We start from the raw sequence: 14,859 nt of genomic DNA on the forward strand, positions 1-14,859 counted from the left end.
CGCCACGAGCGTCGAGCCTGCGCCCCGCGGCCCCGCAGCGCACAGGGACCTCCGTCCCACCCCGGGAGGACCGGAGCCCCGGGAGGCCGCCCGGGGCGGGCGTCCACGCGCCCACGGTCACGTCCCCGGGGACGGGCCGGGCGCCGCGGGCGCCGGCGCCGGGACCAGCGCCGCGGCGATCTCGTCGGCCCAGGACCGGACGCCGTCCCAGTCCCGGAAGTCGCCGACCGGGGCGCGCATCGCGGTGACCATCGCGCGCTCGCCGAAGCCGAGCAGGGACCGGTCCAGCCGGCCGGGAAGGACGCGGTGGCCGCGCGGGGCGAGCAGGGCGGCCAGCGCGGCGGCGTCCTGCGGCTCGTCCGGCGGGTACGGCGGGTCGCCGATCGGCCCGCTGGAGAACAGCCACACCGGCCGCCGGCGGAGCACCCCCGCGCAGCGGACGGCCAGCTCCTGGGCCGGGGGGAGCCACCGGCCGGCGTAGACGGCGCTGCCCAGCACCACCGCGTCCCAGGCGGCGGGGTCGGGCCGCGACTCGGCCGGCAGCGCCGCCGCGTAGAGGCCGACCGGGCGCCCGGCCGGGGCCTCGCCCAGGTCGCGGGCCAGGGCCTCGGCGATCTCGCGGGTGGACCCGTGCCGGCTGGCGTAGGCGACCAGGACCCGGGGCCGGCTCACCGTCCGCCTCCCCCTGCGTCGTCGTCGACGGGGACGACCGCGACCGGGCAGGTCGCGCGGTGCACGACCCCGTGCGTGGTCGAGCCGAGCCGGGCCAGGCCGCGGTGCCGGCGGACGCCCACGACGAGCAGCTCGGCCGGGAGCGCGGCCGCCACCAGGGCGCGCGCCGGCCGCTCCCGGACGACGGCCTCGCGGATCGTCACGTCGGGCTCCTTGTCGCGCCAGCCGGCCAGCGCCTCGGCCAGCACCCGCTGCTCGTCGGCCAGCACACCGGCCCAGTCCACGAGGGGGCCGGCCTGGAGCAGGGCGGTCTCCAGGGCCACGTCCTGCCAGGCGTGCAGGGCGAGGAGGTCGGTGCCGCGCGTCGCGGCCTCGGCCAGGGCGAAGGCGAGGACGGCGTCGTCGCCGGGCCGTCCGGCGACCGCCGCGACGACACCGGACCGGGGGCGGACGACCGCCGTCGCCGGGTCGGGGAGGAGGAGCACCGGGCACGGCGGGGCGAGGAGGACCGCGGCCGCGGTCGAGCCGAGGAGCAGGCCGGCGAGCCCGCCGGCGCCCCGGCTGCCGAGCACGAGCAGCTCGGCGTCGCGGGCGGCCTCCGCGAGCGCGGGCGCCGGGGCGCCGGACTCCACCGACCAGTGCACCCGGTCGGGTCCGAGGGCGTCCGCGGCCTCGCCGGCGGCCGTGCGCAGGGCGCTCTCGGCCGCGGCGTGCAGGAGCGTGCCCAGCTGCGGCACGTCCGCCGCCCGGGTGCCGCGCACCGGCGCGGCGGTGGAGGGCCAGGACAGCGCGTGCACGAGGTGCAGGGCGCAGCCGCGCCGGGTGGCCTCCTCGACGGCGGCCGCGGTGACCTCGCGCGCCGCCGCGGACCCGTCGACCCCCGCGACGACGAACCGCCCCGCCGGCCGGGTCACGGCCGGCTCCCCGGCGCCGGGACCGACAGGGGGCGGACCGGCTCGGCGTCCGCCGCGGCCTCCCCGGCGGGCAGCACGCGGACGTCGGTGATCCCGCCGACCGTGCGGGCCAGCGCGGTCAGCGCCCGGCGCTCGACCTCCTCCGAGCCCTGCGGACCGCCGCGCAGCCGCCGGATCGTCGCGGTGCCGTCGCGCACGTCCACGGCCCAGGCGTCGAGCTCACCGGTGTAGCCCTCGACGAGGCGCAGCAGCTGCTGCCGGACGTCGTCGTCGGGGCGCGCCAGCAGGTGCAGCAGGTCGCGGCGGCTGACGATGCCGACGAGCCGGCCGCCGTCGGTCACCGGCACGCTGCGCAGGCCGGCGTCGACGAACAGGCGGGCGACGTCGGCGACGTCCGCGGTGACGTCGACCGCCCGCACGTCCCGGGTCATGACGTCGTGCACGAGGGCCGGCGGGGGACCGCCGTCCGCCTCGTCGCGGCGCAGGTGCAGGCGGGGGTCCTGGGGGAGGCGGTGCCGGAGCAGGTCGGCCTCGGCGACGATGCCCACCAGCCGGTCCTCGTCGTCGACCACCGGCAGGGCCGCGAAGCCCCGCGCGGCCATCACCTCCGCGGCGTAGTGCACCGCGGTGTGCGGGCCCACCGTCACCACGTCGCGCGTCATGACGTCCCTGGTCTGCACGGCTCCTCCTCGCGGTCGGTGCCCCGGACGCTAGGGAGACCGGCGCGTCCGCCCCCAGGGTCGGCAGCCGCCGTGCGCAGGGACGGAGGTCCCGGGACCCGGGGCCCCTCGCCCCGGGCCGGGCGGCGGCCGCCCGGCGCATCGTCGGGGCGCCCGCCCGGGACGGCCCGGGCCCGGACGTGAGGACCCCCGATGGACGCCATCCCCCAGCAGCAGTCCCGCGGCGGCGCGCCGGTCGTCGTCGCGCCGGTCGTCGTCGGGGTGGACGGGTCGGTCCCGGCCCGCGCCGCCCTGCGCGCGGCGCTGCGCGCCGCCGCGGAGCGCTCCGCCGGGCTCGTGGTGGTCAGCAGCTTCGCGTCCGACCTGTACTGGTTCGGCCACGACGGGGTCCTGGTGCCCGCGGTCGACGACGTCCGGCGCGCGACCCGGGAGCTGACCGACGACCTGGTCGCGGAGGTCCGCGCCGACGTCCCGGAGGCGACCGGGGTGCCGGTGACCGTGGAGGTCACCGCGGACGCGCCCGCGGCCGCCCTGGTGGGCCGGTCGGCCGACGCGCAGCTCGTCGTCGTCGGCAACCGCGGGCGGGGCGCGGTGCGCAGCGCGCTGCTCGGCTCGGTCGCGCTGCACACGGTCACCCACGCCCGCTGCCCGGTGCTCGTGGTGCACCCGCGGACCGACGAGCCGGCCGCCCCGCCGCGGGTGGTCGCCGGCTTCGACGGCTCCGCGACGGCGCGCGCGGCCCTCGCCGCGGCGGTCGAGGAGGCCGCGCGGACCGGTGCGGAGCTGCACGTGCTGGCCACGTACGTGCTCACCGACTACTGGGTGGACCTGAGCTCGGTCGTCGTCCCCTCGCGGGACGAGATCCGCGGCGAGCTGCGCAAGCGCGTGGACGAGGCCGTCGACGGCGTGCTCGCCGGCCGGCCCGCGGACGCGCCGGTCCCGCGGATCGACGTCGACGTGGTCGAGGGTGCCGCCTCCGACGTGCTGGTCGACCGGGCGCGCGACGCCGCGCTGCTGGTCGTGGGCGGCCGCGGGCGCGGGGCGGTGCGCGGGCTGCTGGTCGGGTCGGTGGCCCTGCACTGCGCGATGCACGCCGCCTGCCCGGTCCTGGTCGTCCACCCCGCCGGCCGGCGCACCGAGGTCGCGGTGGACACGGCCGAGCCGGCCCGGGCCTGACCGGGCGCCCCCGGGGCGGGGCTCACGGCCGCTCCCCGGAGGACGGGCCGGCCGCCGCCGCGGCCGGCTCCTCGGCGCGGCGGCGGCCCCACAGCGGCTCCAGGGCCGCGAGCTCCTCGGCGGTGGCGGTCCGGAATGGCGGGGCCGACGGGGTCTGCACCGCGCGCCGGCCCTCGCCGCGGGTGGCCCGCAGGCTGGCGGCGACCGAGACGCCGAGGATCGTGGCGATGACCGCGAGGCTGACCGCGGTCGGCACGTAGAACAGGTCGACCTTCAGCAGCATCTTGACGCCCACCCAGATCAGCACGAGGGCCAGCCCGGTCTTCAGGTAGACGAAGCGGTGGATCAGGTCGGCGAGCAGGAAGTACATCGCCCGCAGGCCCAGGATCGCGAAGGCGTTGGCGGTGAAGACGAGGAACGGCTCGTCGGTCACGGCGAAGATCGCCGGGATCGAGTCGACGGCGAAGACGACGTCGGTGACCTCGACGAGGACGAGGACCGCCAGCAGCGGGGTGGCCAGCAGGACGCCGCCGCGGCGGATCAGCAGCCGCTGGCCGTGGTAGGCGTCGGTCATCGGCACGTACCGGCGGAAGAGGCGCAGCGTCCGGGACCGCTCCGGGTCGATGTGCTCCTCGCGCTGCCGGATCATCCGCCAGCCGGTCCACAGCAGGAACGCGGCGAACAGGTAGAGCACCCAGCCGAAGCTCGCGATGAGCACCGAGCCGCCGGCGATGAACAGCCCGCGGAAGACCAGGGCGCCCAGGACACCGAGGAAGAGCACCCGGTGCTGGTACTCCCGCGGCACCGCGAAGAACGTGAAGACGATCGCCCAGACGAAGACGTTGTCCACGGCCAGGGACTTCTCGATCAGGTAACCGGCGAAGTACTGCTGGCCGTACCCGGCGCCGTGCGCCCACCACACCCAGGCGCCGAAGGCGATCCCGAGCGCCACCCAGGTCCCCGACCACACCGCGGCCTCCCGGACCCCGATCACGTGGGCCCGGCGGTGGGCGAACAGGTCCACCGCGAGCATCCCCACGATCACGCCGAGAACGGCCGCCCACACCCACAGCGAGACGTCCATGCGTCCCTCCCTCCGGTCGACGTCCATCAACCGGAGGTCTCTCCCGGCGCCGCTGCCGGGCGCCCGCCCCGCCGGGCGCCGGAGCGCCGTCCTGACGACGGGACGTGGGGGGATACTCCCCTCCGCGAGAACAAGTGAAGCAGAGTTCGCCTGTCCGTGCCACCGGGACCAAGGTCCGCCGCCGGGGGGACGTCCGGCGGCGGCCCCGCCCCCGGGGCCCGGCGGAGGGTGACCGGGGTGCCCGGCGACGGCGGGGCGGGTCGCGGGGGGCGTGCATGACGGAGCGGACGACGGAGGAGCCCGGCGGCCGGGTGGTCGTGGGCTTCGACGGGTCGCCGGCCGGCCGCGCGGCCGTCGTCTGGGCCCTGGCCGCGGCGGAGCGGGCCCGCACCGGCCTCGAGGTGCTCACCGTGCTCCCGGTCGGGGACGCGTGGGAGGACGCCGAGCTGCTCGACCCCGCGCGCGTGGACCTGGTGCGCTCCGACGTCGCGGCGCACGTGCGCGACCTGCTCGACGAGCGGCACGCGGAGGTGCCGGTCACCACGACCGTGCTCCCCGGCCGCCCGGTCGAGGAGCTGGTCGCGCGCTCGGCCGACGCCGGGCTGCTCGTGGTCGGCAGCCGGGGCCGCGGGGCCACGCGCAGCACGCTGCTCGGCTCGGTCGCCCTGGGCTGCGTGCCCAGCGCCCGGTGCCCGGTCGTCGTGGTGCACCCGGCCGTGCCCGCTCCCGGCCGGCCGCGGGTGGTCGTCGGGCTCGACGACACCGACGGGGCCCGCGAGGTGCTGTGGCGGGCGGCGGCCGAGGCCGGCCGGATGGGCGCCGACCTCGACGTCGTCGTCGCCCGCCGCCCGCCCGAGCCCTGGGCGGCCGCCCTCGTCCCCGAGGGGCCGCCGGCGGGCGGGGACGCCGGTACGCGCGCCGCGGCCCTCGTGCGCGAGGAGCTCGGCGCGCGGCCGGGCGTGCGGGTGTCCGTGGAGACCGGACCGCCCGCGCAGGTGCTGGTCCGCTCCGCGGAGGGCGCCGCGCTGCTCGTCGTCGGCAGCCGCAGCCGCAGCCGCCTGGGCGGGATGCTGCTCGGCTCCACGGCGCTGCACTGCGTGGTGGCCGCGCCCTGCCCCGTCCTCGTCCTGCACCCCCGGCCGGCGCCGGCCGGGACGACGGTCTGAGGCGGCGCGCGTGCGGGCGTGGGTGGTCGGGACGCCGGCACCGGCCGACGCGGGACCGCTGCGCCTCGTCGAGCGCGAGCCGCCCGTCCCCGGCCCGGGCCAGGTGCGGGTCGCGGTCACCTGCTGCGGCGTGTGCCGCACCGACCTGCACCTGGCCGAGGGCGACCTCCCGCCGCGGCGGCCGGGCGTCGTCCCCGGGCACGAGGTGGTCGGCCGCGTCGACGCGCTCGGGCCCGGGGCGGCCCGCTTCGCGCCCGGCGACCGGGTCGGCGTCCCGTGGCTCGGCCGCACCGACGGCAGCTGCCGGTTCTGCCGCCGCGGCGACGAGAACCTGTGCATCGACCCGCGGTTCACCGGCTGGGACCTCGACGGCGGCTACGCCGAGGCCTGCCTGGTCGACGAGCGCTTCGCCCACCGGCTGCCCGAGGGCCTCGACGACGAGGCGGCCGCGCCGCTGCTGTGCGCCGGGATCATCGGCTGGCGCGCGCTGCGCTGCGCCGCGGTCCCGCCCGGCGGCCGGCTGGGGGTCTACGGCTTCGGCGGCAGCGCCCACCTCACCGCGCAGGTCGCGCTGGCGCAGGGCATGCGGGTGCACGTGCTCACCCGCGGCGCCGCCAACCGGGCGCTCGCGCGCGAGCTCGGGGTGGACTCCGTCGGGGGGCCGGCCGACCCGCCGCCGGAGCCGCTGGACGGCGCGGTGCTGTTCGCGCCGGCCGGGGAGCTGGTGCCGGTCGCGCTGCGCGCCCTGGACCGCGGCGGCACGCTCGCGGTCGCCGGCATCTGGCTGTCCGACGTCCCCGCGCTGTCCTACGCCGGCGAGCTGTTCCAGGAGCGCCGGCTGCGCAGCGTCACCGCCAACACCCGCCGCGACGCCGAGGAGTTCCTCGTCCTCGCCGCCCGGCTGGGGGTGCGCGCGACGACGACCGCCTACCCCCTCGACGACGCCCCGCGCGCGCTGGCCGACCTCGCGCACGGCCGCTTCGCCGGCGCCGCGGTGCTGCACACGTGAGGTGCCGTAGGTCCCGCTGCCCGGGACCGTCGCCCCCTGCCGGGCCGGTCCCGCACCGGCGAGCGTGGGGACGGACGGACCGCACCGCGCAGGAGGCCCCGAGATGACCGCGACCGGCACCCCCACCCCCGAGGACCGCCCCCGCCGGGAGATGTCCGAGGACGAGAAGCTCATCGCGCAGTGGGAGGCGCGCCACGACGTGGCCGCCCGCGGTTCGCACGCCGACCCCCTGGCCGTCCAGCACTACCTGAGCCGGGCGCACGCCGACGAGCGCGGGCACGGGCAGCCGGTCCGCCCGGCGGCGCCCCCGGCCGCGGACGCCCCGGCGCCCCGTCCGGCCCGGCCGGAGCCCCGGCGGCCGTGGTGGCGGCGCCTGCTCGGCCGTCCGTGAGGGCCGGCGGGGCGCTCAGCGCAGCCGGAACCGGTGCGCCCAGAGCGGCTCGACCTCGGCCCACTCGCGGGCCCAGGCGCGGTCGCGCGCCCGGCCGGCCCAGGCGCAGACGCCGGCGTGGCCGACCGCCGCCGTCGCCAGCCCCAGCAGCAGGGTCAGCACGCCGCTGGTCACGCTGACCACCGCGACGTCGCCGCCGTCGATCGGCGGGCCGGCGCGCCCGCCGTCGGGACCGGTCCACACCGGGACCGTGGCCCCGGCCGGGGTGCCCGGCTCGACCGGGACGGTGTCCTCGCGGGTGCCGCCGTCCGGGGCCTCCCACCGCGCCGGCGCGGTCGCCCGCAGCGACGTCGGGGAGCCGGGCAGCACCTCCGCGTCCTCGAGGACCACGGCCGGGACCTGCTGCCGCTGCGCGGCCTGGCGCTCGGCCAGCGCGCCGGTGTCGGCCGCGACCACGCTGGCCACCGCCAGCGCCACAGGCACGACCGCGACGGCGAGCAGGACGCTCGCGAGCCAGGAGACCAGCTCCACCCGGTCGGTCGTACGGGCACCGGGGCGCAGGCCGCGCCGCACCAGCGTGCGCAGGTACCCCGGCGACGGGGCGGGCCCGGGGGTCACGGGTCACCTCGCCGGCGCGACGGCGGTGCGGCGCCGCCGGGCCTCGTCGGGGCGCGGCGGGGGAGGGGGCGGCACGACGAGGACGGGGCAGTGCGCGTGGCCCGCGACCGCCTCGGCGAGGGCGGGGCCGGCCGTGGTGCGCGCCCGCCCGAGGACCAGCAGCCCGGCGTCCCGGGACAGGCCGATCAGCGCCGGGGCGGGGTCCCCCTCGCGGACGTCCACCGTGACGGGCACCGCCGGCCAGCCCTCGTGCACCCGGGCGGCCTGCGTCTCGACGAGCCGGCGCTCGGCCTCGGCGACCGCCTCGGGGACCGCCGCCCCGCGGAGGGCGGCGCCGCCGGGCCACGCGTGCACCACGTGCAGCGGGCAGCCGCGCGTGCCGGCCTCGAGGGCCGCGGCGGCCAGCACCGCCGTCGTCCCGGCCGTGCCCCCCACGCCGGCCACGACCTCGTCGCCCCCGGTGGCGCCCGGCGGGACGGCGAGCACGGGGCAGGCCGCCGACCCGAGCAGGTCCCGGGCGACCGGGCCGAGCGCGCCGGCCGTGGTCCCGGTGCCGAGGACCAGCACCTCCGCCCCGGCGGACTCCTCGCGCAGCACCTCGGCGGCGGGTCCGGTGTGCACGACGGTCCGCACCGGGATGGCGGGGGCGCGGGCGGTGAGGTCCCGGCGCAGCGCGTCCAGCCGCGCGAGCGCCCGGTGCCACGGCCCGTCGTGGGCGCGGCCGGGGTCGCGCGCGCCCTCCACCGCGGCCACCAGCAGCAGGGGGCGCAGCTCGCGGTGCGCCCGCTCGGCGGCGGCGGCCGCCACCGCCGGCGCGGAACGGTCGGGGGCGATCCCGGCCACGACCGGCGCCAGCCGGGAGGTCACACCCACGTCGTCCCCCCGCGGCCGTCGGAGACCGGGCGGGGGCCCGGTCCGGGCCGGCCGCTCCTCGACGGGGAGCCGGGGAGCTGGCGCTGGGCGGGGGCGGCGCTGTTCTCGACGACGGTGCCGCGCGGACGGCGGGGCGTCGGCGAGGTGACCGGCGCCCGGCCGATGCGCAGCACCGACTGCGGGTGCGCGTCCCAGGTGAGCGCCGAGCGCAGCTGGGTGCGGGTCACCGGCACCTCGACGGCCTGGGTGAGCGGCCCGGCCACCCAGCCGCGGACGGTGAGCTCCAGCAGCACCCGCTCGAGGGCCTCGCCGCAGCGCAGCCACGCGAGCAGGTCGTCGCGGTGCGTGGCGAGCAGCACGAGGGTCTGGTCGGTGCCCGAGCCGGTGCCGGCCGGGAGCAGCCCGGCGCCGGTGGTGTCGAAGTCGCGGACGGGCAGCTCGTCGTGCTGGAGCCCGTCGACGTGCGGGACGACGCTCACCGGCACGCCGTCCCCGGCGCCGGGCTCGCGGGTGGTCCAGCGGCGCAGCTCGGCCCGGTAGGCCGGGTCGGCGTTCTGCACGCGGTCGGCCTGCTGGGTGAGCCGGGCGAGCAGCCGCACGTGCTCCTCGCGGGTCACCGGGACCAGCACCGTCTCCTCCGCGGCCGCCGCGGCGGTCAGGACCCGCAGCACGTCCTCGGGGACGCGGTCGGCGCCGAACCGCCGCCGGTTGGTCCGCCGCCGGCGCACGGCGGGCGCGAGGGCGGCCAGCGCCGGGTCCGGGGGCCCGTCGACCGGGCGGAGGACGGCCATCAGCCCCGGGTCGGCGGGGTCGGGCAACCGGTCGACGCGGACGGCGCGGCCCGCCGCGGCCAGCGCGACGCGGGCGTTGAACAGCGCCGCGCCCACGCTCTGCGCGAGGGCCCGGCCGACGGGGTCCAGCACCACCAGCTGCCGGGTGCGGTCGGCGAACAGCTCCAGCCGGTCGGGGTGCAGCGCGATCCGCCACGGCTGCGTGTTGTGCACGGAGGGGGCGCGCACCGCGGCGTCCGCGGCCGCCTCCAGCGGTGCGCGCCGCGGGATCCGGGTGGGCTGCAGGTCCGGTGGGGTGGTGCGGCGGGCCATGGGAGGACTCCTCGGGAGGGTGCGTCCCCCGAGCGTCGTCCGCCCGGGCGCCGGCGTCCGGGGCCCGCGGTCCCCGGGACCAGCGACCAACGTCCCCGGGGGGACCCGCCTTCGCCCGTGTCGCCGCGGCGGTGCGGGCGCCGAGGCTCGGGAGGGCCGCCTGCGCCGGGGAGACGACCCCGGGTCGCCGCGGTGGCCGGAGGAGGTGCGCCGTGAGCGAGCACGTGTCCCCGGTGGCGGCACCGCCGCCCCCCGCCTACCCGGTGCGGGTCGACGGAGCCCTGGACCCACGCCTGTCCCGCGGGCTCTGGCTGGTCAAGTGGCTGCTGCTGGTGCCGCACGTCGTGGTGCTGGCGTTCCTGTGGACCGCGGTGGCCGTGGTCACCGTCGTCGCGTTCTTCGCCGTGCTGGTGACCGCGCGCTACCCGCGGCCGCTGTTCGACTTCACCGTGGGTGTGCTGCGGTGGACCTGGCGGGTCCAGCACTACGGCTACTCCGCGCTCGGCACCGACCGGTACCCGCCGTTCACCCTGGCCGACGTGCCCGGCTACCCCGCGCGGCTCGACGTCGCGTACCCGGAGCGGCTGTCCCGCGGCCTGGTGCTGGTCAAGTGGCTGCTGGCGCTGCCGCACTACCTCGTGCTGGCGGTGTTCGTCGGCGGCGGGCTCTGGTTCGGCACGGGCGACTGGGACGGCGACGGCGTCTGGAGCGAGGGGTGGGCGGCCGGCGGCCTGGTCGCGCTGCTGGTCCTCGTGGCCGGCGTCGTCCTCCTGTTCACAGGCCGTTATCCCCAACCACTGTACGACTTCGTCCTCGGCATGGACCGCTGGGCCCTGCGGGTGTCGGGCTACGTGCTGCTGCTGACCGACGCCTATCCGCCCTTCCGGTTCGACATGGGCGGCCCGGACCCGGCCGCGCTCCCGGCACCCGCGGCGGCGCCGCCGGTCCCCGCCGGGCAGCCGGCTCCCGCGGTCGTGACGGCGGCACCGGTGGCCGCGCCGGCGACCAGCCGCTGGACCGCCGGGCCGGTCGCGGCCGTGGTCGCCGGGGCGCTGCTCGTCACCGCCGCGACCGGCCTGCTCGCCGCGGGCGGCAGCCTGCTGTGGGCCGACACGACGCAGCGCGCCGGCGGCTTCGTGACCTCCGAGGCCGCCGGGGTCGACACCGCCGGCCACGCCGCCGTCAGCCAGGGGCTCCTGCTGCAGGGCGACGGGACCGACTGGGTGGTCGACGAGCTGCTGGGCACCGCGCGGGTGGAGGCCACCGCCACCGGACCCGACGACGAGCTGTTCCTGGGGCTGGCCCGCACCGCCGACGTCGACCGCTACCTGGGCGGTGTCGCCCGGGCGGAGGTCGAGCCGGCCGAGGGGGGCTGGTGGTCCGGGGACGAGTGGGCGTGGGCCGTGGACGAGGAGGCCGGCGGGCCGCCGCGGGTCGCGCCGGAGGAGGCCGGCATCTGGACCGCCTCGGCCGTCGGCACCGGGACGGTGACGCTGGACTGGCGGCCGGACGAGGGCGACTGGACCGTCGTGCTCATGCGGGCCGACGGCGGCGCCGGCATCGAGGCCGACGTCCGGGTCGGCGCGACCCTGCCCGGGCTGACCTGGGTGTCCGTGTCGCTGCTGGCGGCGGGGGCGCTGCTGCTCGCCGGCGGCGTGCTGCTCGTCGCGCTGGGGGCGCACCGGGCCCGGCCGCTGCCGCCGTCCGGCCCGGTCCCGGCCGCGGGTCCTCCGGTCCTGCCCCGCCCGCGCGGTGTCGCGCCGGAGCCGTCGCCGACCCGCACCCCGCAGCCCTGACCGCGCGCGGTGCCCCGCCGGTGGGCGGGGCACCGCGGCGCCGGGCTCGACGGTCCACCCACGGGGCGGGAGGAGGACGGCATGGGATCGGACGGCGGAGGAGCGGGCGTCGTCGCGTGCCCGCGCTGCGGACGGCGCAACCGGGTGCCCGCCACCGCCCGGGGACGGGCGCGCTGCGCCGCGTGCGGCGCCGACCTGCCGTGGCTGGTGGCCGCCGACGACACGGACTTCGCCGCCGTCGTCGAGGACAGCCGGCTGCCGGTGCTCGTCGACGTGTGGGCGGCCTGGTGCGCCCCGTGCCGCGCGGTCGCCCCCGTCGTGGAGGAGATCGCCCGGGAGAGGGCCGGCCGGCTGAAGGTGGTGCAGGTGGACGCCGACGCCGCGCCGCGGGTGAGCAGCCGGCTCGGGGTGCGCGGCATCCCCACGCTGCTGCTGTTCACCGACGGCCGGGAGCGGGCCCGCGTCACCGGGGCGCTCCCGGCACCGGCGCTGCGCCGCTGGCTCGACGACGCCCTGGCCGCCGCCGGTCGCTGAGCCGCCGATCGCTGGCCGCCGGCGCGCGGGTCAGCGCGCCGTGGCGGGCGGCGCCCCCGGGGGAGCCGGGTGCCCCTGCCGGCGGCCCAGCCGGACGGCGGTCCGCGCGCGCCCGCCGGCGGGCGGGGAGGGGACCGCGGTGCAGCCGAGGGCCACGGCGGTGCGGGCCACGCGCTGCAGCGCCTCTCCCGTCCGCAGCCACGCGGCGGCGTCGTCGGTGCGCCAGTCGAGGACGAGGACCGGCGGCCGCCTCCCGACCGACACGACCGGCGCCCCCTCCGCGGCGGCCGCGGCCGCGAGGCGCGCGACCACGCCGGCGGGGACGTCGTCCCCGCCGGGCTCCCCGGCCGGCGCGACCGGCGGGAGGGCGGCGAGGTCGGGGTCCGGCAGGCCGGGCGCGGGGTGCAGGACGGCCAGCGGGCCGCCGGGCCCGGAGGGCAGGCGGTCGACGGTGGCGGCCCAGCCCGCGGCCGCCAGCGCCGCGCGGAGGTCGAGCACCAGGCCGCCGGCGGCGAGCAGGGAGGCCGGCGCGGCAGTCCCGCACGGCCCCTCGACCTCGAGCCGGTCGGGGTGCAGGACCACGCAGGCGGACCGTCCCGGCAGGCCCGCCCGGCCGCGGACGACGGCGGTCGCCACGTCCTCGAGCACGGCCATCAGCGGGGTCAGCCGCGGTCCGGTGTCCTCCGGCGGCCTCACCGGCGCGGTCGTGGGCCTCACGGTCTCCACCTCCGGTCGCGTCCCCGGCTACCGGCCGGCCGCGGCGGAGGTCGTGCGGACGCCGAGGTCACGGCCCCACGCCCGGGCCCGCTCCTCCTCGCCCTCGACGAGCGGCCCCGTGGTGCCGACGACGGAGAAGTGCTCGGCCGGCGCGACGACGCGGGCGCCCAGCCGGCCGAGGAGCTTCTCCTCGGTGCGGGACGCGTGGTCCATCCGCGTGATGACGGAGTGGCCGCTGCCGCGGGTGTCGAACGCCGCCGCGAACACCCCCTCGGGCGCGTGCGCGGACTCCAGCCACTCGTGCAGGCCGGTGCCGGGATCGGGCACCGCGGCGCCGTACTGGTCCACCGCGCTGCGCCGGGTGGAGGGCCGCGGCATGCCGAAGGCGTGGTTGGGCCCGCCGACGACCAGCAGGGTGACGTCGGGGCCGATCTCGGCCGGCGCGTCGGCCGCGGCCACGACGTCGGCCGGCATCGACTCCGCGAGGCCCGCGGCGACCGCGCGGGCGATCGCGGCGGCGTCGCCGAACAGGGACTCGTAGACCACCAGTGCACGGCTCACGGCGACGTCCTCCCTCGGGTTCCGGTCGCTGCCGATGCTGCGCGGCGCCGGCGTCCGGCGGTCACGGGCGGAGGGCCCGGACGCGCGGGCCGGAGGTCGCTGGCGGGAGGGCCGCTCAGCGGCGGCGGCCCCACAGGAACCAGGCGGCGGGACCCACCCAGTTGACGGCGATGACCGCCGCCCACACGGCCCGGCGGCCGTTGACCTGGTCGGGACGGCGGCGCGCCAGGTCGGTCCACGCGGCGACCGCCAGGGACACCTGCACCGCGCCGAGGGCGAGGAGCACGCCGCGCTCCCGCGGTGTCAGCTCCGCCCAGCGGCGTGCCCGGTCCCGGCTCGCGGACGTCGTGCTCGCGGACGTCATGGCGGCCTCCTCGGCACCGGTGCGGGTCCCGTCCCGTCGAGCCTCCGGCGCCGGCCGGCCGGGCGCGAGGGGCGGTGCGTCCCTGCCGTGCGGGACGTTCGGCACTCCGGGCGCCGGTCGCCGCCGCGCTGGACTGGACGCTCCGACATCGGGAGGAGAGTCATGCAGGCGCTCGTCTACCACGGTCCCGGCAAGCGGTCCTGGGAGGTCGTCCCCGACGCGCGCGTCGAGGACCCCGAGGACGCCGTCGTCCGGGTCGACGGCTTCACCATCTGCGGCACCGACCTGCACATCCTCAAGGGGGACGTCCCCGAGGTGACCCCGGGGACGATCCTCGGGCACGAGGCCGTCGGCACCGTCACCGAGGTGGGCCCCGGCGTCCGGACCGTCCAGCCCGGCGACCGGGTGCTGATCTCCTGCATCACCGCGTGCGGCCGGTGCCGGTACTGCCGGGAGGGCCGGTACGGCCAGTGCCTGGGCGGGGGCGGCTGGATCCTCGGGCACACCACCCACGGCGTGCAGGCCGAGGCGGTGCGCGTCCCGTACGCCGACGGCTCGGTCCACCGGCTGCCGGAGGGCGTGTCCGACGAGGCGGCGCTGATGCTCGCCGACATCCTGCCCACCTCCTACGAGGTCGGGGCGCTCAACGGCGGGGTGCGGCCGGGCGACACCGTGGTGATCGTCGGCGCGGGGCCGATCGGGCTCGCCGCGGTGATGACCGCCGGGCTCTACACGCCGGAGCGGATCGTCGTCGTCGACCCGGTGGAGGCGCGGCGGACCGCGGCCACCGAGCTCGGCGCCGACCTCGTGCTCGCGCCCGACGAGGACGTCGTCGGCAGGGTGCGGGAGCTCACCGGCGGGCTCGGCGCCGACGTCGGGATCGAGGCCGTCGGCATCCCGGCGACGTTCGACCTCGACGTCGACGTGGTCCGGCCGGGCGGCCGGGTGGCCAACATCGGCGTGCACGGCAAGCCGACGACGCTGCACCTCGAGGACCTGTGGATCCGCGACGTCACCATCACCACCGGCCTGGTGGACACGTGGACGACGCCGATGCTGCTGCGGATGCTGCAGGCCGGGAAGCTCGACGCCGGCCGCATCGTCACCCACCGGTTCGGCTTCTCCGAGGTGCCGGCCGCCTACGACCTGTTCTCCGACCCGGTCGCGTCCGGCGCGCTCAAGGTCGTGGTCCACCGGTGAG

At 79.5% G+C, this 14,859-nt stretch carries 17 protein-coding genes; 7 read left to right on the forward strand and 10 right to left on the reverse strand.

Features of this window, described 5'->3' with window-relative positions:
* Window positions 1–117: 117 nt before the first annotated feature.
* From ACI79L_RS03065 to ACI79L_RS03075, 3 genes are read right to left on the reverse strand one after another with little or no spacing between them, the layout of a single operon-like run.
* On the reverse strand, window positions 118–672 hold the full coding sequence (locus tag ACI79L_RS03065; RefSeq protein ID WP_456935357.1) for a flavodoxin domain-containing protein: 555 nt from the start codon (window positions 670–672) through the stop codon (window positions 118–120).
* Window positions 669–1,586: a universal stress protein gene (locus ACI79L_RS03070; RefSeq protein ID WP_456935358.1), complete on the reverse strand. Its 918-nt coding sequence runs from the start codon at window positions 1,584–1,586 to the stop codon at window positions 669–671. The genes ACI79L_RS03065 and ACI79L_RS03070 overlap by 4 nt, the downstream gene beginning before the upstream one ends.
* Window positions 1,583–2,266, reverse strand: a complete 684-nt coding sequence (locus ACI79L_RS03075; RefSeq protein ID WP_456935359.1) for a CBS domain-containing protein — start codon at window positions 2,264–2,266, stop codon at window positions 1,583–1,585. The genes ACI79L_RS03070 and ACI79L_RS03075 overlap by 4 nt, the downstream gene beginning before the upstream one ends.
* Window positions 2,267–2,458: 192 nt before the next feature.
* Between ACI79L_RS03075 and ACI79L_RS03080 the strand changes: the two genes are divergently transcribed.
* A complete protein-coding gene (locus ACI79L_RS03080) occupies window positions 2,459–3,442 on the forward strand; it encodes a universal stress protein (RefSeq protein WP_456935360.1) in 984 nt (327 codons plus the stop codon).
* A gap of 22 nt (window positions 3,443–3,464) precedes the next feature.
* Here ACI79L_RS03080 and ACI79L_RS03085 read toward each other — a convergent pair whose 3' ends face one another.
* Entirely contained in the window at window positions 3,465–4,526 is a 1,062-nt protein-coding gene (locus ACI79L_RS03085; protein ID WP_456935361.1) for a TerC family protein, read from the reverse strand.
* A gap of 275 nt (window positions 4,527–4,801) precedes the next feature.
* Here ACI79L_RS03085 and ACI79L_RS03090 point away from each other — a divergent pair, with 275 nt between their 5' ends.
* From ACI79L_RS03090 to ACI79L_RS03100, 3 genes are all read left to right on the forward strand, one after another.
* Window positions 4,802–5,692, forward strand: coding sequence for a universal stress protein (locus ACI79L_RS03090; protein ID WP_456935362.1), 891 nt, complete (start codon window positions 4,802–4,804; stop codon window positions 5,690–5,692).
* A 10-nt stretch (window positions 5,693–5,702) separates the two neighbouring features.
* On the forward strand, window positions 5,703–6,701 hold the full coding sequence (locus tag ACI79L_RS03095; protein WP_456935363.1) for a zinc-dependent alcohol dehydrogenase family protein: 999 nt from the start codon (window positions 5,703–5,705) through the stop codon (window positions 6,699–6,701).
* A 103-nt stretch (window positions 6,702–6,804) separates the two neighbouring features.
* A complete protein-coding gene (locus tag ACI79L_RS03100) occupies window positions 6,805–7,092 on the forward strand; it encodes a hypothetical protein (protein ID WP_456935364.1) in 288 nt (95 codons plus the stop codon).
* 15 nt (window positions 7,093–7,107) lie between these two features.
* On the opposite strand, the gene ACI79L_RS03105 is transcribed toward ACI79L_RS03100, so the two are convergent.
* The 3 genes from ACI79L_RS03105 to ACI79L_RS03115 are packed head-to-tail and all read right to left on the reverse strand — an operon-like array spanning window position 7,108 to window position 9,686.
* Window positions 7,108–7,710, reverse strand: coding sequence for an Rv1733c family protein (locus ACI79L_RS03105; RefSeq protein WP_456935365.1), 603 nt, complete (start codon window positions 7,708–7,710; stop codon window positions 7,108–7,110).
* 3 nt (window positions 7,711–7,713) lie between these two features.
* Window positions 7,714–8,577, reverse strand: a complete 864-nt coding sequence (locus ACI79L_RS03110) for a universal stress protein (protein ID WP_456935366.1) — start codon at window positions 8,575–8,577, stop codon at window positions 7,714–7,716.
* Complete coding sequence (locus ACI79L_RS03115; protein WP_456935367.1) at window positions 8,574–9,686, reverse strand: Acg family FMN-binding oxidoreductase; 1,113 nt, start codon at window positions 9,684–9,686, stop codon at window positions 8,574–8,576. Before ACI79L_RS03115 ends, ACI79L_RS03110 begins: the two co-directional genes overlap by 4 nt.
* A gap of 212 nt (window positions 9,687–9,898) precedes the next feature.
* Here ACI79L_RS03115 and ACI79L_RS03120 point away from each other — a divergent pair, with 212 nt between their 5' ends.
* Both ACI79L_RS03120 and trxA read left to right on the forward strand, forming a co-directional pair.
* The gene (locus ACI79L_RS03120; RefSeq protein WP_456935368.1) at window positions 9,899–11,482 is read left to right on the forward strand and encodes a DUF4389 domain-containing protein; all 1,584 of its coding nucleotides are present in this window, start codon (window positions 9,899–9,901) and stop codon (window positions 11,480–11,482) included.
* An 81-nt stretch (window positions 11,483–11,563) separates the two neighbouring features.
* A complete protein-coding gene (gene trxA, locus ACI79L_RS03125; RefSeq protein ID WP_456935369.1) occupies window positions 11,564–12,016 on the forward strand; it encodes a thioredoxin in 453 nt (150 codons plus the stop codon).
* Between the two features lie 30 nt (window positions 12,017–12,046).
* On the opposite strand, the gene ACI79L_RS03130 is transcribed toward trxA, so the two are convergent.
* The 3 genes from ACI79L_RS03130 to ACI79L_RS03140 all read right to left on the reverse strand — a co-directional run bounded on the left by ACI79L_RS03130 (window position 12,047) and on the right by ACI79L_RS03140 (window position 13,658).
* Entirely contained in the window at window positions 12,047–12,733 is a 687-nt protein-coding gene (locus ACI79L_RS03130) for a hypothetical protein (protein WP_456935370.1), read from the reverse strand.
* Window positions 12,734–12,760: 27 nt separating this feature from the next.
* On the reverse strand, window positions 12,761–13,294 hold the full coding sequence (locus ACI79L_RS03135; RefSeq protein ID WP_456935371.1) for a hypothetical protein: 534 nt from the start codon (window positions 13,292–13,294) through the stop codon (window positions 12,761–12,763).
* Window positions 13,295–13,409: 115 nt separating this feature from the next.
* Complete coding sequence (locus ACI79L_RS03140; protein WP_456935372.1) at window positions 13,410–13,658, reverse strand: PLD nuclease N-terminal domain-containing protein; 249 nt, start codon at window positions 13,656–13,658, stop codon at window positions 13,410–13,412.
* Between the two features lie 162 nt (window positions 13,659–13,820).
* Between ACI79L_RS03140 and ACI79L_RS03145 the strand changes: the two genes are divergently transcribed.
* Entirely contained in the window at window positions 13,821–14,858 is a 1,038-nt protein-coding gene (locus ACI79L_RS03145) for an alcohol dehydrogenase catalytic domain-containing protein (RefSeq protein WP_456935373.1), read from the forward strand.
* Window position 14,859: the final 1 nt, after the last annotated feature.

Source organism: Geodermatophilus sp. SYSU D00684 (assembly GCF_054050455.1).